Origin of the sequence: Gemmobacter sp. (genome assembly GCF_046292685.1) — a bacterium.
Lineage (GTDB): Bacteria > Pseudomonadota > Alphaproteobacteria > Rhodobacterales > Rhodobacteraceae > Wagnerdoeblera.
In genome coordinates, this window is the sequence record NZ_JBKBQM010000011.1 from 30,361 (window position 1) to 52,729 (window position 22,369).

The 22,369-nt window shown below is 68.0% G+C and carries 16 protein-coding genes; 10 read left to right on the forward strand and 6 right to left on the reverse strand.

The features are described 5' to 3' along the window. Positions 1–2: 2 nt before the first annotated feature. Positions 3–677, reverse strand: a complete 675-nt coding sequence (locus tag ACK4S2_RS04905) for an HAD-IA family hydrolase (protein ID WP_409620936.1) — start codon at positions 675–677, stop codon at positions 3–5. Positions 678–784: 107 nt separating this feature from the next. Between ACK4S2_RS04905 and glmU the strand changes: the two genes are divergently transcribed. The 3 genes from glmU to ACK4S2_RS04920 all read left to right on the forward strand — a co-directional run bounded on the left by glmU (position 785) and on the right by ACK4S2_RS04920 (position 4,753). Then, on the forward strand, positions 785–2,122 hold the full coding sequence (gene glmU, locus ACK4S2_RS04910; protein WP_409620939.1) for a bifunctional UDP-N-acetylglucosamine diphosphorylase/glucosamine-1-phosphate N-acetyltransferase GlmU: 1,338 nt from the start codon (positions 785–787) through the stop codon (positions 2,120–2,122). Positions 2,123–2,218: 96 nt separating this feature from the next. Beyond that, a complete protein-coding gene (glmS, locus tag ACK4S2_RS04915; RefSeq protein ID WP_409620942.1) occupies positions 2,219–4,039 on the forward strand; it encodes a glutamine--fructose-6-phosphate transaminase (isomerizing) in 1,821 nt (606 codons plus the stop codon). A 36-nt stretch (positions 4,040–4,075) separates the two neighbouring features. Beyond that, a complete protein-coding gene (locus ACK4S2_RS04920) occupies positions 4,076–4,753 on the forward strand; it encodes a DNA alkylation repair protein (protein WP_409620945.1) in 678 nt (225 codons plus the stop codon). Between the two features lie 57 nt (positions 4,754–4,810). Here the strand turns inward: ACK4S2_RS04920 and ACK4S2_RS04925 are convergent, their stop codons facing one another. The 3 genes from ACK4S2_RS04925 to ACK4S2_RS04935 are packed head-to-tail and all read right to left on the reverse strand — an operon-like array spanning position 4,811 to position 9,704. Continuing rightward, on the reverse strand, positions 4,811–5,590 hold the full coding sequence (locus ACK4S2_RS04925) for a heme-dependent oxidative N-demethylase family protein (RefSeq protein WP_409620948.1): 780 nt from the start codon (positions 5,588–5,590) through the stop codon (positions 4,811–4,813). Further along, positions 5,587–9,174: a transcription-repair coupling factor gene (gene mfd, locus ACK4S2_RS04930; RefSeq protein ID WP_409620950.1), complete on the reverse strand. Its 3,588-nt coding sequence runs from the start codon at positions 9,172–9,174 to the stop codon at positions 5,587–5,589. Before mfd ends, ACK4S2_RS04925 begins: the two co-directional genes overlap by 4 nt. Positions 9,175–9,176: 2 nt before the next feature. Continuing rightward, entirely contained in the window at positions 9,177–9,704 is a 528-nt protein-coding gene (locus ACK4S2_RS04935) for a component of SufBCD complex (protein WP_409620953.1), read from the reverse strand. 172 nt (positions 9,705–9,876) lie between these two features. Here ACK4S2_RS04935 and hemB point away from each other — a divergent pair, with 172 nt between their 5' ends. Next, the gene (hemB, locus tag ACK4S2_RS04940) at positions 9,877–10,875 is read left to right on the forward strand and encodes a porphobilinogen synthase (RefSeq protein ID WP_409620956.1); all 999 of its coding nucleotides are present in this window, start codon (positions 9,877–9,879) and stop codon (positions 10,873–10,875) included. A gap of 110 nt (positions 10,876–10,985) precedes the next feature. Beyond that, positions 10,986–11,549 carry a YSC84-related protein gene (locus ACK4S2_RS04945; protein WP_409620959.1) on the forward strand — a complete coding sequence of 188 codons (564 nt, stop codon included), beginning with the start codon at positions 10,986–10,988 and terminating at the stop codon, positions 11,547–11,549. Between the two features lie 185 nt (positions 11,550–11,734). Here the strand turns inward: ACK4S2_RS04945 and ACK4S2_RS04950 are convergent, their stop codons facing one another. Further along, on the reverse strand, positions 11,735–12,010 hold the full coding sequence (locus tag ACK4S2_RS04950) for an usg protein (RefSeq protein WP_409620962.1): 276 nt from the start codon (positions 12,008–12,010) through the stop codon (positions 11,735–11,737). A 210-nt stretch (positions 12,011–12,220) separates the two neighbouring features. Between ACK4S2_RS04950 and gyrA the strand changes: the two genes are divergently transcribed. Then, the gene (gene gyrA / locus ACK4S2_RS04955) at positions 12,221–14,953 is read left to right on the forward strand and encodes a DNA gyrase subunit A (RefSeq protein ID WP_409620965.1); all 2,733 of its coding nucleotides are present in this window, start codon (positions 12,221–12,223) and stop codon (positions 14,951–14,953) included. 58 nt (positions 14,954–15,011) lie between these two features. Continuing rightward, positions 15,012–15,593 (forward strand): TIGR02281 family clan AA aspartic protease, encoded by a 582-nt coding sequence (locus tag ACK4S2_RS04960; RefSeq protein ID WP_409620968.1) that lies wholly within the window; start codon positions 15,012–15,014, stop codon positions 15,591–15,593. 165 nt (positions 15,594–15,758) lie between these two features. Here the strand turns inward: ACK4S2_RS04960 and ACK4S2_RS04965 are convergent, their stop codons facing one another. Continuing rightward, entirely contained in the window at positions 15,759–16,457 is a 699-nt protein-coding gene (locus ACK4S2_RS04965; RefSeq protein WP_409620971.1) for a corrinoid protein, read from the reverse strand. A gap of 162 nt (positions 16,458–16,619) precedes the next feature. Between ACK4S2_RS04965 and ACK4S2_RS04970 the strand changes: the two genes are divergently transcribed. From ACK4S2_RS04970 to ACK4S2_RS04980, 3 genes are all read left to right on the forward strand, one after another. Beyond that, positions 16,620–17,720 (forward strand): PA0069 family radical SAM protein, encoded by a 1,101-nt coding sequence (locus ACK4S2_RS04970; RefSeq protein WP_409620973.1) that lies wholly within the window; start codon positions 16,620–16,622, stop codon positions 17,718–17,720. A 90-nt stretch (positions 17,721–17,810) separates the two neighbouring features. Beyond that, positions 17,811–20,351 carry a penicillin-binding protein 1A gene (locus tag ACK4S2_RS04975; RefSeq protein ID WP_409620976.1) on the forward strand — a complete coding sequence of 847 codons (2,541 nt, stop codon included), beginning with the start codon at positions 17,811–17,813 and terminating at the stop codon, positions 20,349–20,351. A 94-nt stretch (positions 20,352–20,445) separates the two neighbouring features. Beyond that, positions 20,446–22,326: a calcium-binding protein gene (locus ACK4S2_RS04980; RefSeq protein WP_409620979.1), complete on the forward strand. Its 1,881-nt coding sequence runs from the start codon at positions 20,446–20,448 to the stop codon at positions 22,324–22,326. Positions 22,327–22,369: the final 43 nt, after the last annotated feature.

The following is a 22,369-nucleotide window of genomic DNA, read 5'->3' on the forward strand; positions in this document are numbered from 1 at the left end:
GCTCAGGTCCCCAGCAGGCGGTCCACCACCGCCTCCAGCCCGTCGTAATGGTCGAGCAGCCCTTCGGGCTGCAACTCGGCGATGGCGCGCCCTTGCGGGCCGAAGGTGACCAGCACCACCGGCACCCCCGCCGCCGCCGCCGTGCGCCGGTCGGTGATCGTGTCGCCCACCAGCAGCGCGCGCGCCATGTCGCCCCCCGCGCGTTCGACCGCAAGGCGCAAGGGCGCCGGGTCGGGCTTGGCCACCGGCAGGGTCCGGGCGCCCACCATCGCGGCGAACAGGTCGCGCACCCCCAGCCGCGCCAGCAGCAGTTCGGCCAGGTCGTCGGGCTTGTTGGTGCAGATGCCCACCCGGTCTCCGCGGGCGCGCAACCGCTCGACCGCCGCCACCGCCCCGGGATAAAGCCGGGTATGGGTGTCGATCGCATCGCGGTAGGCGGCCAGCAGGCGCGGGTAGCGGCGCCCCACCTCCTCCTCGCTCCAGCCGAGCCCCAACCGCGCCGCGCCTGCGCGCAACATCGCCCGCCCGCCGTGAAAGGCGGTCAGCGCATCCTGCGGGCCCAGCGGCGGGGCATGCCCCTCGTCGGCAAAGGTGGTGTTGGCCGCGGCCAGAAGGTCGCCCGAGGTATCGGCCAGCGTGCCGTCGAGGTCGAAGATCACCGTGCGCGGAAGGGTCATGCTGCGGGCTCCTGTCACACAAGGAAAGGCTGCGTGAGGCCCCGCCCCCTTGCGGCGCCGCGTCCGACGGGTAGAACGGGGCCGAGCAAAAGAAAAGGCCCCGCAGAATGGCATTGTCGCTGATCGTCCTCGCCGCCGGGCAGGGCACCCGCATGAACTCCGAACGGCCCAAGGTGCTGCACCCGCTGGGCGGCGTGCCGCTGCTGGCGCATGCGCTGGCGGCCGGGCGCGCGCTGGAACCCGACCGGGTGGTGGTGGTGGCCGGCCACGGCGCGCCCGAGGTGACGGCGGCGGCGGCCGAACTCGACCCCGAGGCGCAGGTGGTGATCCAGGCCGAACGCCTCGGCACCGCGCATGCCGTGGCCCAGGCGCGCGACGCCGCGCTGCCCCGGGGCGACGTGGTGGTGCTTTACGGCGATACCCCGTTCCTCACGCCCGAAACGCTGGAACGCCTGCGCGCGGCGCGCAGCCGCTTCGACGTGGTGGTGCTGGGCTTTCGCGCGCTCGACCCGGGCCGCTACGGCCGGCTGGTCACCAGCGGCGACGACCTGCTGGCCATCGTGGAATGGAAGGATGCGTCGGACGAGGAACGCCGGATCGACCTGTGCAACTCCGGCGTGATGGCCGCCGATGCCGCCACGCTGTTCGCGCTGATCGACGCGGTGGATAACGCCAATGCCGCCGGCGAATACTACCTGACCGATGTGGCCGGCATCGCCCGCGCCCGCGGCCTGACCGCCGGCGTGGTTCTGTGCGACGAGGCCGAGACGCTGGGCATCAACACCCGCGCCGAACTGGTCGCCGCCGAGGCCGCCTTCCAGGCCCGCCGCCGCGCCGAAATGATCGACCTCGGCGTCACCCTGACCGCCCCCGATACGGTGATCTTCGCGCTCGATACCGTGGTCGGGCGCGATGCGATCATCGGTCCCAACGTGGTCTTCGGGCCAGGTGTCACCGTGGAATCGGGCGCCGAGATCCGCGCCTTCTGCCACCTCGAAGGCTGCCATGTCAGCCGCGGCGCCACGGTCGGCCCCTTTGCCCGCCTGCGCCCCGGCGCCGAACTTGCCGAGGATGTCCACGTCGGCAACTTCGTCGAACTCAAGAATGCCATCCTCGACGAAGGGGTCAAGGTCGGCCACCTCACCTATCTCGGCGATGCCCATGTCGGCGAGCATACCAACATCGGCGCCGGCACCGTCACCTGCAACTACGACGGCGTGATGAAACACCGCACCACCATCGGCAAGCGCGCCTTCATCGGGTCGGACACCATGCTGGTCGCCCCCGTCACGGTGGGCGACGATGCTCTGACCGCCTCGGGCTCGGTCATCACCGAAGACGTGCCGCCCGAGGCCCTGGCCGTCGCGCGCGGCCGCCAGGTCAACAAGCCCGGGCTTGCCGCGCGGCTGATGGCGCGCCTGCGCGCCTTGAAGGCCGCGAAATGACCGTCTTCATTTTCTGTCCGAAAATATCCCACGGGGGGTGCGGGGGGTGTGAAACCCCCCGCCTCCGCCCGCGGCAACAGCGCAAGGCATCCTGACATGTGCGGTATCGTCGGCATCCTGGGCGATCATGAGGTCGCCCCGCAACTGGTCGAGGCGCTCAAGCGCCTCGAATACCGCGGCTACGACAGCGCGGGTATCGCCACCGTCAACCGCGGCCGGCTCGACCGGCGGCGGGCGGTGGGCAAGCTCGTGAACCTCTCCGACCTTCTCGTGCACGATCCGCTGCCCGGCAAGGCCGGCATCGGGCACACGCGCTGGGCCACGCATGGGGCGGCGACAGTGACCAATGCCCACCCGCACCGCGCCGGGCGCGTCGCGGTGGTGCACAACGGCATCATCGAGAATTTCAAGGACCTGCGCGAGGATCTCGCCGCCACCGGCTATGCCCCCGAAAGCCAGACCGACACCGAAACGGTGGCCCTGCTGGCCGCGCGCTACATCGACCAGGGCTGCGACCCGCGCACCGCCGCCGCCCGCACGCTGGAACGCCTGCATGGCGCCTTCGCGCTGTGCTTCCTGTTCGAAGGCGAGGACGACCTGATGATCGCCGCGCGCAAGGGCAGCCCTCTGGCCATCGGGCATGGCGACGGCGAGATGTATGTGGGCTCCGACGCCATCGCGCTGGCCCCGCTGACCGACCGCATCACCTACCTCGAGGAAGGCGACCGGGCCGAAGTCACCCGCGCAGGTGCGGTGATCTACGATGCCGCCGGGCGGCTGGCCAACCGAGCCGAAACCCGCATCCAGATCGACACCGTCCGGGTGGAAAAGGGCGGCTACCGGCATTTCATGGCCAAGGAAATCGCCGAACAGCCCGTGGTGCTGGCCGATGCGCTGCGCCACTACCTCAGCCCTGACCGCACCGGCCTCAGCCTGCCGGAAAAGCTCGATTTCACGGGCGTTTCCCGGCTGATCCTGGTGGCTTGCGGCACCGCCAACCTGGCCTGCCAGGTGGCGAAATACTGGTTCGAACAGATCGCCGGCCTGCCGTGCGAGGTGGATATCGCCTCGGAATACCGCTACCGCGACCCTGTGGTCGATCCTGGCGCCTGGGCGGTGTTCGTCAGCCAGTCGGGCGAAACCGCCGATACGCTGGCCGCCCTGCGCCACGTGCAGGACAAGGTCGCGCAGATCGTCGCGGTGGTGAACGTGCCCACCTCCTCCATCGCGCGCGAGGCCGGGCTGGTGCTGCCCATCCTGGCCGGCATCGAGGTCGGCGTCGCCTCGACCAAGGCCTTCACCAACCAGCTGCTCGTGCTGGCGCTGATGGCGCTCAAGGCCGGGGCCGACCGTGGCCGGCTGAACCCGGCCGCCGTTGCCGCGCATCTTGCGGCGCTGTCGGCGCTGCCCGGGCTGATGAACCACGCGCTCGGGCTCGACGAGCCAATCCGCGACCTTGCGCACGATCTGGCCAAGGCGCGCGACGTGCTGTTCCTGGGGCGCGGCCCGATGTATCCGCTGGCCCTGGAGGGGGCGCTGAAACTCAAGGAAATCAGCTATATCCATGCCGAAGGTTATGCGTCGGGCGAACTCAAGCACGGCCCCATCGCCTTGATCGACGCGGCCGTTCCCGTGGTAGTCATGGCGCCGCGCGATGCGCTGTTCGACAAGACCGTGTCGAACATGCAAGAGGTCATGGCCCGCCACGGCAAGGTGGTGCTGCTGTCGGATGCGCGCGGCATTGCCGAGGCGGGCGAAGGCACCTGGCGGCGGCTTTGCCTGCCCGAAGTGCCGCCGCTGCTGGCGCCGATCCTTTATGCCTTGCCGGCGCAGTTGCTGGCCTATCACACCGCGGTTGCCAAGGGCACCGATGTGGACCAGCCGCGCAATCTGGCGAAATCCGTGACGGTGGAATAGGATGCCTGCAAAAGCTCAAGCCTTGCGTGAACTTCCGTGACCCCCGAAGCCGCCCTGGCCGCCTTGCAGGCGCTGGCCGATGAGCAGAAGGCGGCCGAGATGGCGGCCTACCACAAGGTGCCGCGCCCCTACCTCGGCATCGCCGTGCCGCAGATCGACGCACTGGCAAGGGAATGGCGCCAGACGCTGCCCTTGCCCGACCGGCTGGCACTGGCCGATGCGCTGTGGCGGATGGGCATTCACGAAAGCATGGTGGCGGCGGCCAAGCTGCTGGAACAGGCGCGCATCCGCCCCGACGATTCCGGCGCATGGGCGCTGATCGCCGGCTGGGCCGAAACCTTCGACGGCTGGGCGGTGGCCGACCACGCCGCGATTGCCGGGCAAAAGCGCCTGGTGGCCGACCCGTCGCGTGTGGAAACGGTCCAGTCCTGGACCAACCACCCCAACATGTGGACCCGGCGCGCTGCGCTGGTGATGACGCTGCCCTGGGCCAAGATGAACTTTCCCAAACCGGCCGACCTTGCCATCCGCGATCGCGTGCTGGGCTGGTGCGCCGGCTATGCCGACGACCGCGACTGGTTCATCCAGAAAGCCGTTGCGTGGTGGCTGCGCGACCTGTCGCGCCACGATCCGGCCCGCGCGCGCGACTTTCTGGCCGCGCATGGCGCCCGGCTGAAGGCCTTTGCCCGCAAGGAAGCCGCCCGCTACCTATGACTGCGGCAGACTTCGTGCGTTCCCGAACAAGCCCTTGGTCCTGCCTTCCACCCGGGCTCAGGGGTGCAAGGCGCGAAAGGCCGCCAGCGCCTCGGGCGGCACGTCGTCCACATGCACCACGGTGGTGTGGATGGAAAACACCACCGCCCCGGTCTGCGGCAGCCGCACCAGGCACTGGCGTTCGCTGCGCAGATAGTTGCGTTCGGCCGGTTTCGGCCGGCGTTCGTTCTCGCGCCGCGGCTGGTGCAGGGCAGGATCCTGATACAGCAACGCATTCGCCCGCCAAAGGGGTTGTTCCGGCCTGATCGCATCGAACAGGCGCTGGACGCGGGCCGCGACCTGTGCATCGTAAACCTGCACCGGCGCATGGATGCCGGTCAGCCGGCGGCCGATCTTTTCGGCCAGGGTCCAGCTGGCCGGAAAGCACAGGATGGCGCCCGTCAGCGCATGTTCCCTGCCCTCTGGCGTATGGATCGCAAAATCCTCCTGCACCAGACGGCCCAGGGTCAGCAGCGGGGCATCACGGTTCAACGCCACCGCAACGCCATCGGGCCGTCTCACCGTGCCTTCGGCCAGTTCGTAACCACCCAGCGTCGGCAGTTCGGTCAGCACCCGGTCCAGCAACTCGCGCGCCGGCGCTTCGGCCTCGGGCAACAGGGCGTGGACCACCTGCGGGCAATCGCGGATCAGCCGGTCGCGTTCGGCCATCTGGCCGGCAAAGGCTTCGTCCAGGCGCAGCCAGTCGCCGGGGGCGACGGGCTGGATGCCGGGCAGGCGCGCGGTCGCCGGCTGCATCCAGGGCATCTGCGGCAGGTGCCGTTGCAGGACCGGCGTCATCGGCGCCGCCCCGGGAACACGGGCTTGTCCTTGGGCCCGGTCAGCTTGCGCCGTTCCACCGGCACGGCGCGCGGTATGGGCTTCACTGGCGGCGGTGGCGGCGGAGCCTTGGGCGGCGGGCCGGTCGGGCGCGGCGGTGCCTTGGGGGCGGCACCGGGTTTGGCACGCTCGGCCAGGTCGCGGGCGATGGCGAAGGCGCCCTTGATCTTGTCGGCTTCCGAGGCCCAGTCGCGCTGGATCACCAGCTTGTTGTCCTTGATCTTGATGTATTTCGGGTCGGATTGCAGGTAATCGACCAGGCCGGCGGGGTTGGCATACCTGTCGCCGTGGAACTGCACGGTGGCGCCTTTGGGCCCGCCATCCAGCCGGGCGATTCCGGCCGCCTTGCACATCGACTTGATGCGCATGACCAGCAGCAGCGTGTTCACCTCGCGCGGGACGGGGCCGAAACGGTCGATCAGCTCGGCGGCGAAGCCTTCGAGCTCGACCTTGCCCGACAGGGTCGAGAGCCGCCGGTAAAGGCCAAGCCGCACGTCCAGATCGGGCACGTAATCCTCGGGGATCATCACCGGAACCCCGAGGTTGATCTGCGGCGACCAGTCGGTGTCCAGCGCCTGCGGCCCCTCGATCTCGCCGGATTTGATCTTGGCGATCGTTTCTTCCAGCATGTGCTGGTAAAGTTCGAACCCGACTTCCTTGATATGGCCCGACTGTTCTTCGCCCAGCAGGTTTCCGGCGCCGCGCTGGTCGAGGTCGTGCGAGGCCAGCGTGAAACCCGCCCCCAGCGAATCGAAGCTGGCCAGCAGCTTCAGCCGCTTTTCCGCCTGCGGGGTCAGCGGCACGCGCGGCTTGGTGGTCAGGTAGCAATAGGCCCGCGTCTTGCTGCGCCCCACCCGGCCGCGGATCTGGTAAAGCTGGCTGAGGCCGAACATGTCGGCGCGATAAACAATCATGGTATTGGCGGTGGGGATGTCGAGGCCCGATTCCACGATGGTGGTGGCCAGCAGCACATCGGCCTTGCCATCGTAGAAATCGTTCATCCGCTGGTCCAGCTCGGCCGCTGCAAGTTGCCCGTTGGCGGTGATGACCGTGACCTCGGGCACGTGGTCGCGCAGGAACTCCTCCATCTCGGGCAGGTCGGAGATGCGGGGCACGACAAAGAACGACTGCCCGCCGCGGTATTTTTCGCGCAAGAGCGCCTCGCGGATGGTCACGGTATCGAACTCGGACACATAGGTTCGGATCGCCAGACGATCGACCGGCGGCGTGGCGATGATCGACAGGTCGCGCACCCCCGACAGCGACAGTTGCAGCGTGCGCGGAATGGGCGTGGCGGTGAGCGTCAGCACATGCACGTCGCTGCGCAATTCCTTCAGCCGTTCCTTGTGGGTCACGCCGAAGTGCTGTTCCTCGTCGATCACCAGGAGGCCGAGGTTGCGGAACCTGACCGCTTGCGCCAGCACCGCATGGGTGCCCACGACGATATCCACCGTGCCGTCGGCCAGCCCGGCGCGGGTTGCCGCCGCCTCCTTGGCGCTGACGAACCGCGACAAGGGCCGCACGTTCAGCGGAAAGCCTCGGAAGCGTTCGGCAAAGCTGCGGTAGTGCTGGCGCGCCAGCAAGGTGGTCGGGGCGATCACCGCCACCTGCAACCCCGCCATCGCGGCCACAAAGGCCGCGCGCATTGCCACTTCGGTCTTGCCGAAGCCGACGTCGCCCACCACCAGCCGGTCCATCGGGTTGCCGTTGGCCAGATCGTCCAGCACGGCGGCAATGGCGGAAAGCTGGTCGTCGGTTTCCACGTAAGGGAACCGGGCACAGAACTGATCCCACAGGCCTTCGGGCGGGGTCAGCACGGGGGCGGCGCGCAGGTGGCGTTCGGCGGCCACGCGCATCAGCCGGTCGGCGATTTCGCGGATGCGTTCCTTCAGCCGTGCCTTGCGCGCCTGCCAAGCCCCGCCGCCCAGCTTGTCGAGCAGGCCTTCCTCGTGGCCGTAACGGCTGAGAAGCTCGATGTTTTCCACCGGCAGATACAGCCGGTCGCCCCCGGCATATTCCAGCGCCACGCAATCGTGCGGGGCACCGAGGGCGGTGATGGTTTCCAACCCCTTGAACCGGCCGATGCCGTGTTCGACGTGCACGACCAGGTCGCCGGGGGTCAGGCCGGTGGCCTCTTGCAGGAAGTTTTCGGCCCGGCGTTTCTTTCGCGGGCGCCCGATCATGCGGTCGCCCAGGATGTCCTGTTCGGAAATCACCGTCAGGCCGGGCGCCTCGAAGCCTTCGTCCAGCGGCCAGACCACCAGATACAGTCGGCCCGGACCCGCGACCGGGGGCAGGGCGCGCAGATCCTCCACCACCTCGGCGCCGGTCAGGCCCTGATCGGCCAGCAGCCCCGCCATCCGGTCGCGCGAGCCGGTCGAATGATGCGTCAGCACCACATGGCCGGCGGCGCGGCGGGCGCGGATGTGGTCGGCCACGGCGGCGAACAGGTTGATGCCTTCGGCCTGCCGCTCGGCGGCAAAGCTGCGCCCGCGCCGGGCGCCGGCGTCGATCACGCCTGGGCCGGGCGGCTGCGGCGCACCGTGAAACTGCACCAGCCGCCGCCCGGCCACGGCATCCGTCCAGGCCGCATCGTCCAGATACAGCAGCCCCGGCGGGCAGGGCTTGTACACCGAATCCAGCCGGCCGCGCGCGGCCATCGCCTCGGTCCGGGCATCGTACTGGTCGGAAATCGCTTCCCACCGCGCGGCGCGCGCGGCCTCGGCCTGGTCGTCCAGCGTCAGCGTGGCATCGGGCAGGTAGTCGAACAGCGTTTCCAGCCGCTCGTGAAAGAACGGCAACCAGTGTTCCATGCCGGCCTGCTTGCGCCCGGCGCTGACCGATTCGTAAAGCGGGTCGTCGGCCCCGCCGGCGCCGAACTCGGCGCGGTAGTGCTGGCGGAACCGGGTGATCGCGGCTTCGTCCAGCACCACCTCGGACACCGGCGCGAGGTCCACGGACCCCAGCCTTTCGCCAGAACGCTGGGTATCGGGATCGAACCGGCGGATCGCATCCAGCTGGTCCCCAAAGAAATCCAGCCGCAGCGGCGCATCCAGCCCCGGCGGCCACACATCGACGATGCCGCCGCGCAGCGCGCAATCGCCCGGTTCGGTGACCGTGGGGGCATGGGTAAACCCGGCCCGCACCAGAAAGGCGCGCAAGGCGCCTTCGTCCACCCGGTCGCCCACGCGGGCGACGAAACTCGCGCCGCGCACCGTGGCGCGCGCGGGCACCCGCTGGGTCGCCGCCGACAGCGTGGTCACCAGGATCGGCGCCACCGGCAACCCATGCACCAGCGCCGCCAGCACCGCCATGCGGGCGGCCGACACCTCGGGGTTGGGCGAAATGCGGTCGTAGGGCAGGCAATCCCAAGCCGGAAAGCTCAGCACCAGCTGCCCGGGCGCCAGCACCGCCAGGGCCGCGCGCATCGCCTCGGCGCGCTTGTCGTCGCGCGCGATGTGAATCACCGGGCCGCGCGCCGCCTCGCGCAGGACCAGCGTTGCATCGAACCCTTCCGGGGCGCCCCCCGCCAGCACGCGCGCCATCGCTATTGCCCCAGCACCGACATGTGCATGTTCTGGAACATGCCCCACATCGCCGTCACGAAGATCGAGATCATGCCGATGGTCTGCACCACCCGGCGGTGCCGGCGCAAGCGGCGGAACAGCGCCTCGCCGGTGTTCTCGCCAGCCTCGATGGCGGTGGCGGCGCGCAGCGACAGCAGGCCCACAAGGCTCATGGGCGCGGCCAGCAGGAACACCGCCTGCGCGAACTGCATGCCATACCAGAACCCCAGCACCCCCAGCGCCGACAGGAACCCCGCCATCAGCACCATCAGCGCCGTCCCCGAAACGCGCCCGATGTAAAGCATGCGGTTGACGTAGATGCGCGCCAGATCCTCGACATCGGTCTGCAGTTGCCCGCCCTTGCGGCGCGCGCGCAGCACCATGTCCCACGGCACGCCCAGCACCCAGTGGCTGGCCGTGGACCACATCACCGCGAGCGCGATCCAGAACCACAGGTTCGAGAACGACCGCATGTCGATGACCGAGAAGATGGTGCCTGTCAGGTTCAACGCGCCGTCCTGTGCCTGTTGCCGCTAGCCTGCAGGGCAAAAGCCCGGGGCCTCGCGGCAGGTTTCGCCCCCGCGCCGGTTCTAGTGGGGCCGGCCGCGGAATCCTACCCTTGAGATGCGGTCGAAAGCATGGCAGGCACGGCCATGGCAAGCCCGTCACAGAAAGCCCGCCATGACCCCCAGCTTTGCGCCGTTCCCCGCCACCCGTTTCCGCCGCATGCGCCGCACCGCCGCCTTGCGCGATCTGATGCAGGAAAACCGCCTGTCGGTCGCCGACCTGATCTGGCCGGTGTTCATCCGCGACGGCAACGGGGTAGAGGAGCCGGTGCCCTCGATGCCCGGGGTGGCGCGGCTGTCGCTGGATGTGCTGCTGCGCAAGGCCGAGGCGGCACACCGCCTTGGCATTCCGGCGATCTGCCTGTTTCCCTATACCGATCAGGCCCTGCGCACCGAAACCTGCGAAGAGGCCTGGAACCCCGACAACCTGACCAACCGCGCCATCCGCCTGCTCAAGGCCGAGTTCCCCGACCTTGCCGTGATGACGGACGTGGCGCTCGACCCCTACAACGCCAACGGGCATGACGGGCTGGTGAAGGACGGGGTGATCCTGAACGACGAATCCGTCGAGGCGCTGGTGCGCATGGCGCTGGCGCAGGCCGCGTCGGGGGCCGACATCCTCGGCCCCTCCGACATGATGGACGGGCGGATCGGCGCGATGCGCACGGCGCTGGAGGCTGCCGGGCACAAGGATGTGACCATCCTGAGCTATGCGGCGAAATATGCCTCGGCCTTCTACGGCCCGTTCCGCGATGCGGTGGGCGCCGGCGCGCGGCTGGTGGGCGACAAGAAGACCTACCAGATGAACCCCGGCAACAGCGACGAGGCGCTGCGCCTTGTGGCGCGCGATCTGGCCGAAGGCGCCGACATGGTGATGGTGAAGCCGGGGATGCCCTACCTCGATATTTGCCGCCGGGTGAAGGATGCCTTCGGCGCGCCGACCTATGCCTATCAGGTTTCGGGCGAATACGCGATGCTCATGGCCGCGGCACGCAACGGCTGGATCGACGAGGGCAAGGCGATGGCCGAAAGCCTCCTGTGCTTCAAGCGGGCCGGCTGCGACGGCATCCTGACCTATTTCGCCCCGGCGATGGCCGAGGCGCTGCGCGCCTGACCCGGCAAGGAAATGCCGAAAACCGAAGGCATCCGGTGACAGGCCGGCCCGGCTCTGCTAGCCTTTGTGCCAAGGGGCGATACGGCCCCGGCCCAGAGGCGGAGCATGCCATGATTTCTTCGACCAGCCTGTCCCGGCGCGGCCTTGTGCTGGGCCTCGGTGCGACCTTCGGCCTTTCGGCCTGCGCCAACGGCGTGGGCTCGCGCGGGGGCGACACGATCGATGCGCGCGTCGATGCCACGCGCGACTTCCTGTTTTCGCGCTATCCCGGAACGCGCGACCTGGCCACCAAGGCGGCGGGCATCCTTTACATCCCGCTGGTGACCGAAGCCGGCTTCGGCATCGGTGGCGGCTACGGCCGCGGCGCGCTGCGCATCAACGACGTGACGGTGGATTATTACGCCGCCGCCCGCGCCACCATCGGGTTCCAGATCGGTGCACAGCAATACGCCCATGCGCTGTTCTTCATGACCGAACAGGCGCTGGGCGAATTCCGCCGCGCCGACGGCTGGGCAGTTGGTGCGGATGCGCGCTATGCCTTGCCCGACAAGGGCGGCAGCATCGGAAAGGAAACCACCGAGAATGCGCCGGTGGTGGCGCTGGTGTTCGGGCAGTCCGGGCTGATCGCCGGCGCCACCCTGGCCGGCATCAAATATACCCGCATCATTCCCTGATCGCCCGCCTCGCCCCGGCGTCGGAGCGGGGGTTTTCCACCCCCGCACCCCCGGAGGATATTTCGGCAAGGTGAAAGCATGCACCTTCGCCTTCGGCTGCATTTCACCTTGATGCAAATATCCTCGGGGGTTTCCAAAGGGGGCAGACAGCCCCCTTTGGCCTGCCTGACCGATCGGCGCGCGGATCAATGCAGGGTGAATTCTCCGGTGACGTTACGCCATTCGCCGGCACCGATCATCTTGCGATGCGTGAAGCGCACCGAATGCAGGGGGCCTTCGATGTTCTTCTGCCAGAACTCGATGAAGCGGAACAGGCGCGGGTGATCGGGGGCGAGGTCGTAATCCTGCCAGATGTAGCTGTTGAGCACATTGCGATAGTCGGGCAGTCGATAGAAGAATTCCGCCGTTGTCAGCCCGTAGCCTTTCAGCATCAGTTCGGTTTCCGGTGTCCGGTCGCGCATGCAAGCCTCCTTTCGCACGAACCCCCCTGATGACCGATGATGCCACACAAAGGTTGTTTTTCAATGAAAACAATCTGTTGGCAATCGGTCCCGCCGGCTGCCAGACCGATGGGGGCGGCTTGCCTTGCACCCTGGCCCGCGCATCGGGTATAGTCCGGCCGACCAGACCACGGGCCGCCGCAGGCCCTGTCAGCCAGAGATCGAGCCAACGTGAGCGACCGCCCGGAAAATACTGAAACCGCACCGGAAAATCCGGCGCGCCCTGGCCATCATGGCCCGCAGGTCGACATTTCGGCCGAAATGCGCACGGCCTATCTCGACTATGCCATGTCGGTCATCGTCAGCCGCGCGATCCCGGACCTGCGCGACGGGTTGAAGCCCGTGCACCGGCGCATCCTTTATGCCATGCACGAGGTCGGCAACACCCACGACAAGCCCTATCGCAAGTCCTCGCGCCCCGTGGCCGATGCGATGGGCAAGTATCACCCGCACGGCGACTCGGCGATCTATGATGCGCTGGTGCGCATGGCGCAGCCGTTTTCCATGAGCCTCGTGCTGCTGGACGGGCAAGGCAACTTCGGCTCGATGGACGGCGACCCGCCGGCCGCCTTCCGCTATACCGAAGTGCGCATGGCAAAACCCGCCGCCTACCTGCTGGCCGATATCGACAAGGACACGGTCGATTTCCAGGACAACTACGACGGCAAGGACCGCGAGCCGGTCGTATTGCCCGCGCGCTTTCCCAACATGCTGGTCAACGGGGCCGAAGGCATCGCCGTGGGCATGGCCACGCGCATTCCGCCGCACAACCTGGGCGAGGTCATCGACGGCACCCTTGCCTTGATCGAGAACCCCGACCTGTCGGTCGAGCGGCTGATGGAGATCATCCCCGGGCCCGATTTTCCGACCGGGGGCCTGATCCTTGGCCGGTCCGGCGCGCGCAAGGCCTATCTCGAAGGGCGCGGCTCGGTGCTGATCCGGGCGCGGACCCATGTCGAGGAGCTGCGCAAGGACCGCTTTGCCATCGTGGTCGACGAGATTCCCTACCAGGTCAACAAGGCCGCGATGATCGAGAAGATCGCCGAACTGGTGCGGGAAAAGAAGCTCGACGGTATTTCGGGCATTGCCGACGAATCCGACCGCGTAGGCGTGCGCGTGGTGATCGAGCTCAAGCGCGATGCCACCCCGGATGTGGTCCTGAACCAGCTTTACCGCTTCACCACGCTGCAGGTCAGTTTCGGCTGCAACATGCTGGCCTTGAACGGCGGGCGCCCCGAGACGCTGGGCCTGCGCGATTTCCTGTCGCATTTCATCGGCTTCCGCGAAGATGTCGTGGTGCGCCGCACCGCCTTCGAACTGGGCAAGGCGCGCGACCGCAGCCATGTGCTGTGCGGTCTGGCGGTGGCCGTTTCGAACGTGGACGAGGTGGTGCGCACCATCCGCGCCAGCGCCGACGCCGCCGAGGCGCGCGACCGGCTGATGACGCGGCGCTGGCCTGCCGCGGAAATTGCCGACTACATCCGCCTGGTCGACGACCCGACCCACAAGCTCAACGACGACGGCACCTACAACCTGTCGGAAATCCAGGCCCGCGCCATCCTCGACCTGCGGCTGCAGCGGCTGACGCAGCTCGGCGTCAAGGAAGTGACCGACGAGCTGGAAGACCTGGCCGCGAAGATCAAGGATTACCTGGCCATCCTCGGGTCGCGCGAACGAATCCTGAGCATCATCTCGGACGAACTGCGCGAGGTGAAGCAGCTGTTCGCCGTGCCGCGCCGCACCGAGATCGTCGAATGGGGCGGCGACCTCGAGGACGAAGACCTGATCGAGCGCGAGGACATGGTGGTCACCATCACCTCGGGCGGCTACATCAAGCGCACGCCTCTGGCCGAGTTCCGCGCCCAACGCCGCGGCGGCAAGGGTCTGGCCTCGATGGCGACCAAGGAAGACGATGTGGTCACCACGCTGTTCGTGGCCAACACCCACACGGCGCTCTTGTTCTTCACCACCGACGGCATGGTCTATCAGCTGAAATGCTGGCGCCTGCCGCTGGCAGGGCGCACCGCCAAGGGCAAGGCCATCGTCAATATCCTGCCGATCTCGCCCGGCGTCTCGATTGCCGCGCTGATGCCGGTGGATGCGCCCGAAGCCGAATGGGACAACCTGCAGATCGTCTTCGCCACCTCGGACGGGGATGTGCGGCGCAATGCCCTGGGCGATTTCACCAACATCATGCGCAACGGCAAGATCGCGATGAAACTGCCCGATGGCGTCTCGCTGGTGAATGCCCGCATCGCCGACGAGAACGACGATGTGATGCTGGTGACCCGCCAGGGCCGCGCCATCCGCTTTCCCACCACCGATGTGCGGGTGTTCAAGGGGCGCGATTCCACCGGGGTGCGCGGCGTGCGCCTGGCCGAGGACGACCGCGTGGTGTCGATGGCGGTCATCCGCCATTTCGATGCCACGCCCGAAGAACGCGCCGCCTACCTGCGCCAGCGCCGCCTTGTGGCCGGCGCGGTGGAGGAATTGCCTGAAACCGACGACGAGGACGATACCGCCGAGGCCGGGCAACTGTCGCCCGAACGCTATGCCGAGATGTCGGCGGCCGAGGATCTGATCCTGACCATCACCGCCGGCGGCCTGGGGAAAATCACCTCCAGCCATGACTACCCGGTCCGGGGGCGCGGTGGCCAGGGCGTGCGCGCCAGCGATTCTGCCATGCGCGGGGGGCCGCTGGTGGCGGCCTTCCCGGTGGAGATGACCGATCAGGTGATGCTCGCCACCAGTTCCGGGCAGTCGATCCGCGTGCCGGTCGAGGGGATCCGCTTCATGTCGCGCTCGGGCGGCGGGGTAAAGGTGCTCGACCTCAACGGTTCCGGCGAGGAGGTGGCCTCCGTCGCCCGCATCGCGGCCGAGGCCGAGGACGGCGCCGAAGAATGATCTCCGCCTCTGGCGGCGGCCCGCCCGCGGCCCCATATCGGGCTCAGGAGGGCGCCGCATGACCGGAGACGACTTCGCCAGACTGGCTTGGCTCATCATTCTCGGTTCGGCCGTGGCCGGCTGGCTCGTGGTCGAAAGCCGCGGGCGCATGGGGCAGATGGCGCGGCAGGCGCTGGCCTGGCTGCTGATCTTTGTCGGGCTCGCCGCTGCCTATGGCCTCTGGCAGGATTTCGCGCCTTCGGGCCAGCGCGCGGCTGTGGCGCAACAAGGCGAAACGCAGATCGTCGCGCGGCGCGCGCCCGACGACCATTTCTATCTGACCCTCGATGTGGCCGGAACGCCGGTGCGCTTCATGGTCGATACCGGCGCCAGCACCATCGTGCTGGGCGACCGCGATGCCGACCGGCTGGGAATCGACCGGCGTTCGCTGGCCTATGTCGGCCAGGCTCGCACCGCCAACGGCACCATCCGCACCGCCCGCGTCACCTTGCGCGGCGTAAGCCTCGAAGGCACGCCGCTGGGCGACCTGCCGGCCTGGGTGGGCGACGGGCCGCTTGACGTCTCCTTGCTGGGGATGGAGTTTCTGAACCGTTTCGCCCGGGTGGAAATGACCCGCGACAGGCTGGTGCTGACCCCCTGATCGCGCAGCAGACACCTGCGAAAGATGCCCCGCCGTCCTGCGGCTTCACCTTGTCCAAATATCCCGGGGGTGCGGGGGCAGCGCCCCCGCTACCGCTTTTCCCGCGTGGGCACAGCCCCCGCTATCGCCTTGTCCGCGGTGGCAGCGCCCCCGCTTGCACCGGCGTCAGGCGCCCAGACGGTTGTGCTTGCGCGCCACGAACTGCTTGGCGGTTTCCACCGCCACGGCGGCATCGCGGCAATAGGCATCGGCCCCGATGGCGCGGCCGAACTCCTCGTTCAGGGGGGCGCCGCCGACCAGCACGATGTAATCGTCGCGCATCCCCTTTTCCTTCAGCGTGTCGATCACGACTTTCATGTAGGGCATGGTCGTGGTCAGCAGCGCCGACATGCCCAGGATGTCGGGCTGTTCGGCGATCAGGGCGTCGACGTATTTTTCCACCGAGTTGTTGATCCCGAGGTCCAGCACCTCGAACCCGGCGCCTTCCATCATCATCGCCACCAGATTCTTGCCGATGTCGTGGATGTCGCCCTTGACGGTGCCGATCACCATCTTGCCCATGCGCGGGGCGCCGGTTTCCACCAGCAGCGGCTTCAGAATCGCCATGCCCGCCTTCATCGCGTTGGCGGCCAGCAGCACCTCGGGCACGAACAGGATCCCGTCGCGGAAGTCGGCGCCGACGATGGTCATGCCGGCGACCAGGGCCTTGGTCAGCACGTCATAGGGCGCCCATCCGCGTTCGATCAGGATGTTGACGCCTTCCTCGATTTCTTCCTTCAACCCGTCGTACAGGTCGTCGTGCATCTGAAGCACAAGCTCGTCGTCCGAGAGTTCCGACAGGATGATTTCGTCGTCGTCAGCCATGATGCGCGCCTTGCAGGTGGAATGCGTCGTTCTGCCCCTGAATGCGACCAAAGGGCAAGGGGGACTTTCCGGTTTACGACATGCCGCGCGCCGTCCCCGACAGGCATGCGTCGCAAACGGACGGGGCTTGCCGGCGTTCCGTTTTCGTTCCATGATCCGCACATGACCCGACACGCGCCACCGCCACATTTGCGCAGACCAGCCCGCGCGGCCGGCTCGAACGCGGCCAGCCGGTTCGAACGCCACGACCGCGAGGCCTTCGACGACGGCTGGGACATCCCCGAGGACAGCCGCCTGCTGCGCACCGAGGTGCGGCTCGAACGCCCGCGTTCGGCGCTGGTCTGGAACCGTTCGCCCGATCTGCCCTTCGACCGTTCGGTCAACCCGTATCGCGGCTGCGAACATGGCTGCATCTATTGCTTCGCCCGGCCGAGCCACGCCTTTCTGGGCCTGTCGCCGGGGCTCGATTTCGAAACCCGGCTGGTGGCCCGGCCCGGCATCGCCGCCGTGCTGGACCGTGAACTGCGCGCGCGGAAGTATCGCCCGGCCCCGATCGCGCTTGGCACCAACACCGATCCCTACCAGCCCTGCGATGCCGAACACCGCCTTGCGCGCGAGGTGGTGCAGGTGCTGCACGATCATCGGCATCCCTTGGCCATCACCACCAAGGGCACGCTGGTGGAACGCGACCTCGACCTGCTGGCACCGATGGCGGCCCAGGGGCTGGTGGCGGTGGGTGTCTCGCTGACCACGCTGGATCCCGCGCTGTCGCGGCGGATGGAGCCGCGCGCCCCCGCCCCCGCCCGCCGGCTGGAAACCATCCGCCGCCTCGCCTCTGCCGGCGTGCCCGTGCGCGCGATGATCGCGCCGGTGGTGCCGGGGCTGACCGATCACGAACTGGAACCCTTGATGCAGGCCGCGCGCGGGGCCGGCGCGGTGGCGGCCCGCTTCATCGCGCTGCGCCTGCCGCTGGAGGTGGCGCCCCTGTTCCGCGACTGGCTGGCCGAACACGAACCCGGCCGCGCCGCCCATGTGATGAACCGCGTGCGCGAGATGCACGGCGGGCGCGACTACGACCCCGAATTCGGCCGGCGCATGACCGGGCAGGGGCTTTGGGCCGACCTCCTGGCGCGACGCTTTGCGCTGGCGGCCCGCCGGTTCGGGCTCGATGCCCCGCAGCCTGCCTTGAGGACCGACCTGTTTCGCCCGCCCGCCCGCCCCGGCGACCAGCTTAACCTGTTCGGCGATGTGCCGCCCGGCTGACCGTCCTGTGATGCAGTCAAGCCCCCAAGGCTTTGACCCTGCGGCCCGACAAAGGTATATGTCGGGATCAGTCAGACGGGGGTTTTGCGCGTGATCCGGTTCATCGGTTCCTTTTTCGGGGCCATCTTCACCTTCATCACGCTGGGGCTGCTGGCCGTGGCGCTGCTGCTGGGCGGCGTGCTGTGGTTTTACGCCCGCGATCTGCCCAGCCACGAATCGCTGGCGCAATACACCCCGCCGACCATCAGCCGCATCTATTCGTCCGAAGGCCGCATCATCGACGAATTCGCCCATGAGCGGCGCCTTTACACCCCGATCGAGGATGTGCCCGCCATCGTCAAGCAGGCCTTCGTCGCGGCCGAAGACCAGAATTTCTACACCCACAAGGGCTATGATGCCAAAGGCATGGCCGCGGCCCTGGTCGAGGCCATTGCCACCCGCGGCCAGCGGGTGCGCGGCGCATCGACCATCACGCAGCAGGTGATGAAGAACTTCCTGCTGGGCGGCGAACGCACGGGCGAGCGCAAGATCAAGGAGATCATCCTTGCCACCCGGATCGAAGGCACCCTGTCCAAGGACAAGATCCTGGAGCTTTACCTCAACGAAATCTTCCTCGGGCAGAACTCCTACGGTGTGGCGGCGGCAGCACAGACCTATTTCAACAAGCCGTTGCATGAGCTGAAGCTCGAAGAAGCGGCCGTGCTGGCCAGCCTGCCGACGCAGCCGTCCAACTTCCACCCGGTGCGCAACCGCGACCGGCTGCTGGAACGGCGCGCCTATGTGCTGCGCCGCATGTTCGAGGATGGCTACATCACCAAGGCGCAGATGGACGAGGCGATTGCCGCCCCCTTGCGCACCGTGCAAGGCGGCGAATACGCCAGCTTCCGTTCGGCCATGCCGCCGCGCGACTATTTCACCGACGAAATCCGCCGCCAGCTTTCCACCACCTTCGGCGAGGCCGAGTTCTTCGGCGGCGGGCTGACCATCCGCGCCACCATCGACCCCGAGATGCAGGAAGTGGCCGCCGCTGCCTTGCGCGACGGTCTGGAAAGCTATGACCGCAACCTCGGCATCTGGCGCGGCACCCGCGCCACGCTGGACGCGGAGTTGCTGACCGACGAACGCAAGTGGCGCGAGGCGCTGGCCAGGCTGGAACTGCCGCGCGATGTGGCGGGCTGGTATCCGGCGGTGGTGCTGGAAACCGGGGGCAACACCGCGCGCATCGGCATCGAAGGCGTCGAAGGCACCGACCACGAAATCCCCGCCGCCGATGTCACCTGGGCGCGCAAGCGGCTGCCCAACGGGCGGCTCGGGAACAAGGCCAAGGTGCCGTCCGACCTGCTGGATGTGGGCGATGTCGTGCTGGTCAAGCAGCTGATGAAGGATGGCCAGTTCCAGCGCTGGTCCTTGCGCCAGGTGCCCGAGATTCAGGGCGCCTTCATGGCGATGGACGTGAACACCGGGCGCGTGATCGCCATGCAGGGCGGCTTCAGCTATCAGGACACGGTGTTCAACCGCGCGACCCAGGCGCAGCGGCAGCCCGGGTCCAGTTTCAAGCCCTTCGTTTATGCCGCAGCACTGGACAACGGTTTCAACCCCGCCACCATCGTGGTGGACGCCCCGATCGAGATCAACACCCCCCAGGGCCTGTGGAAGCCGAAGAACGCCTCGAACAAGTTCTACGGCCCCACGACCTTGCGCACCGGGCTGGAACAGTCGCGCAACCTGATGACCGTGCGGGTGGCCGAGGAGATCGGCATGGAAACGGTGGCCGCCTATGCCGAACGCTTCGGGGTCTACAACCGGATGGGGCCGTTCCTGGCCAACGCGCTGGGGGCCGAGGAAACCACGCTGTTCAGGATGGTCGCGGCCTATGCGATGTTCGCCAACGGCGGGGAACGGGTGGAACCGACGCTGGTGGACCGCGTGCAGGACCGCTGGGGCCGCACCGTCTACCGCCATGACCAGCGCGTGTGCGAGGATTGCCGCACCGCCAGCCTGCCCCCCGGCGCGCCGCCGCGCATCACCGCACAGCGCGAGCGGGTGATGGACCCGATCACCGCCTATCAGGTCACTTCGATGATGGAAGGCGTGATCCAGCGCGGCACCGGGCGCGGCATCAGCGTGGGCGCCCCGGTGGCCGGCAAGACCGGCACCACCAACGACGCCAAGGATGTGTGGTTCGTCGGCTATACCTCGAACATCGTGGCAGGCTGCTATATCGGCTACGACCAGCCGCGCAGCCTTGGCAATGCCTCGGGCGGCGGCATGTGCGGCCCGGTCTTTACCCGGTTCATGCGCGAGGCGGTGAAGAAGTATGGCGGCACCAAGTTCAAGGTGCCCCCGGGCGGCTACTGGGTGAAGGTCGACCGCTTTACCGGCGCGCGCCTGCCCGACAGCGCCACGGGCGAAAACGTGATCGCCGAATATTTCCGCGAAGGCCAGGAAGACACCTATGGCTTCGGCAGCCTCGTGGACGGCGGGTTTGCGATGGGCTCCAACCTGCCGCTGTTCGCCTATGGCGAAACCGACGGGTCCGAGACCAGCACCGTCACCACCGCCAGCGGCCAGACCCGCGTGATCCCGAAGAAGGCCGATTTCGGCACGGTGACTTCGGGCGGGCTCTACTGACCCGCCGGATTGCGCTTTCGGGCGCAGTCCGGCCTTATCCTTGCCACTTTCCTTAACAAACTGCGAAGCGCTGCGGTTTGCGAGGAGCTTTTGCATGGATCTGCTGGGGGCGCTGAGCTTCAAGTCCTGGCTTGGGGATATCGTCGGGTCCGAGCTTTACGGCGCGCGCCGCGTGGCCAGCTTTCGTTCGGGCGACACTGTGTTCGTCTATGTCGCCTCGCCTTTCGATGCCGGGATCCAGGTCGCGCAACTGGCCCCTGACGGCACGCTGACCCGGGTGGCGGCGGTGAACGATACCTTTGCACTCGGGCTCGATTTCGTGGACGGGTTGCAGCTCGTCACCGTGGGCGGCACGTCGTTTCTGGTGGCGGCGGGGGCAGGCGACGATGCGCTGAACGTGTTTCGCATCCTGTCCGACGGCAAGCTGGAACTGAAGACCGTGCAGCGCAACCCGGCCGCCAACCTGCTGGACGGTGCCTGGGCGCTGTCGCAGGCCAGCATCGGCGGCAAAAGCTATGTCATCAGTGCAGCGGTCAATTCCGATGCGCTGGCGGTCTGGCAGGTGGGCGCGGACGGCAGCCTGACGCTGACCGGATCGGTGGCCAAATCCACCCATCCCGGCCAGCCGCTGGACGGCGCCTTCCGCGTGGTCACCGCCAGTGCCGGCAACAAGACCTTCGTGATTGCAGCCACCGATGGCGGCGACAGCGCGATCAGCGTCTATGAGCTGACGTCCAGCGGGGCGCTGGTCTTTGCCTCGGCGACGCCGGTGGCCAACCTGATGGCCCGCGGGCTGCACGCCGCGCGGTTCGACGGCGCATCCTGGCTGTTTGCCGGCTCGGCCTGGGACAACGGCGCGCTCATGGCCTGGCAGGTTCGGTCGGACGGCTCGCTGGTGCTGCGCCAGACCTTCGAGGAGCCCGCCACCTTCGGCCGTTTTACCGCCATCACCACCACGATGGTCGACGGCGTTCCTTTCATCCTGGCTTCGGATTTCAATGCCGGGCGGGTCGGGGTATTCACCTTTTCGGCGGCCAAGGGCTTTACCCTGGTCCGGTCCCTTGCCGACACGTCGATCCTTGCGGGCGCCTCGGGCCTCGAGGTGGTGGATCACGGCGGGCGGCTGTTCGTGGTGCTGGCTGCCCAGTCGGCCAGCACGGTGTCCAGCATCGAGATCGGGGGCGGCGACGATCTGCTGCTCGGCACCGAAGGCGCCGACCGCATCCCGGGCCTCGGCGGCAACGATACGCTGGTGCTCAAGGGGGGCAACGATCTGGGATACGGCGGTATCGGCGACGATTCCCTTGCTGGCGGCGACGGGCGCGATACGCTGTTCGGCGGCGACGGCAACGATACGATGCGCGGCGATGGCGGCAACGACCTGCTGGAAGGCGGCGCCGGGGCCGACCTGCTGGATGGTGGCGCCGGCGTGGATACGGCCGCCTATGCGGCCAGCACCGCCGGGGTGCGGGTGGACCTTGCGGCCGGCACCGCCACCGGCGGCCATGCGGCGGGCGATGTTCTGACCGGCATTGAATACCTGACCGGCTCGGCCTTCGGCGACCTGCTGGGCGGCGATGCCCGGGCCAATCTGTTGCGCGGGCTGGCCGGCAACGACACGCTGAACGGCGGCGGCGGCAACGACACGCTGGACGGCGGCGGCGGCAACGACCGGCTGAACGGCGGCGACGGCACCGACGTGCTGATCGGCGCGGCCGGCAAGGATACGATGACCGGCGGCAAGGGGGCCGATGTCTTTGTGCTGGCCACCGGGTCGGGCGCCGACACCATCACCGACTTCACGCCGGGCCTTGACCGGCTGGACCTTTCCGGCACCGTCTTCACCGGCTTTGCCCAGGTGCAGGCCGCGTTGACCTCCGTCTCGGGCGGCAGCCTGCTGACCATCGGCGCCGACAGCGTGATGCTGCCGGGGCTTCAACCCGGCGCCTTGCAGCCGGGTGACGTGCTGTTCTGACGCGCGGGCCTTGTTATCGGCGCACTTTTGGATAGATAGGGGC

Excerpts from the sequence above, each read along its gene's own strand:
- ACK4S2_RS04905 (WP_409620936.1), bottom strand. The coding sequence starts at position 677 with ATGACCCTTCCGCGCACGGTGATCTTCGACCTCGACGGCACGCTGGCC.
- glmU (WP_409620939.1), top strand. The coding sequence starts at position 785 with ATGGCATTGTCGCTGATCGTCCTCGCCGCCGGGCAGGGCACCCGCATG.
- glmS (WP_409620942.1), top strand. The coding sequence starts at position 2,219 with ATGTGCGGTATCGTCGGCATCCTGGGCGATCATGAGGTCGCCCCGCAA.
- ACK4S2_RS04925 (WP_409620948.1), bottom strand. The coding sequence starts at position 5,590 with ATGACGCCGGTCCTGCAACGGCACCTGCCGCAGATGCCCTGGATGCAG.
- mfd (WP_409620950.1), bottom strand. The coding sequence starts at position 9,174 with ATGGCGCGCGTGCTGGCGGGGGGCGCCCCGGAAGGGTTCGATGCAACG.
- hemB (WP_409620956.1), top strand. The coding sequence starts at position 9,877 with ATGACCCCCAGCTTTGCGCCGTTCCCCGCCACCCGTTTCCGCCGCATG.
- ACK4S2_RS04945 (WP_409620959.1), top strand. The coding sequence starts at position 10,986 with ATGATTTCTTCGACCAGCCTGTCCCGGCGCGGCCTTGTGCTGGGCCTC.
- ACK4S2_RS04950 (WP_409620962.1), bottom strand. The coding sequence starts at position 12,010 with ATGCGCGACCGGACACCGGAAACCGAACTGATGCTGAAAGGCTACGGG.
- ACK4S2_RS04960 (WP_409620968.1), top strand. The coding sequence starts at position 15,012 with ATGACCGGAGACGACTTCGCCAGACTGGCTTGGCTCATCATTCTCGGT.
- ACK4S2_RS04965 (WP_409620971.1), bottom strand. The coding sequence starts at position 16,457 with ATGGCTGACGACGACGAAATCATCCTGTCGGAACTCTCGGACGACGAG.
- ACK4S2_RS04970 (WP_409620973.1), top strand. The coding sequence starts at position 16,620 with ATGACCCGACACGCGCCACCGCCACATTTGCGCAGACCAGCCCGCGCG.
- ACK4S2_RS04980 (WP_409620979.1), top strand. The coding sequence starts at position 20,446 with ATGGATCTGCTGGGGGCGCTGAGCTTCAAGTCCTGGCTTGGGGATATC.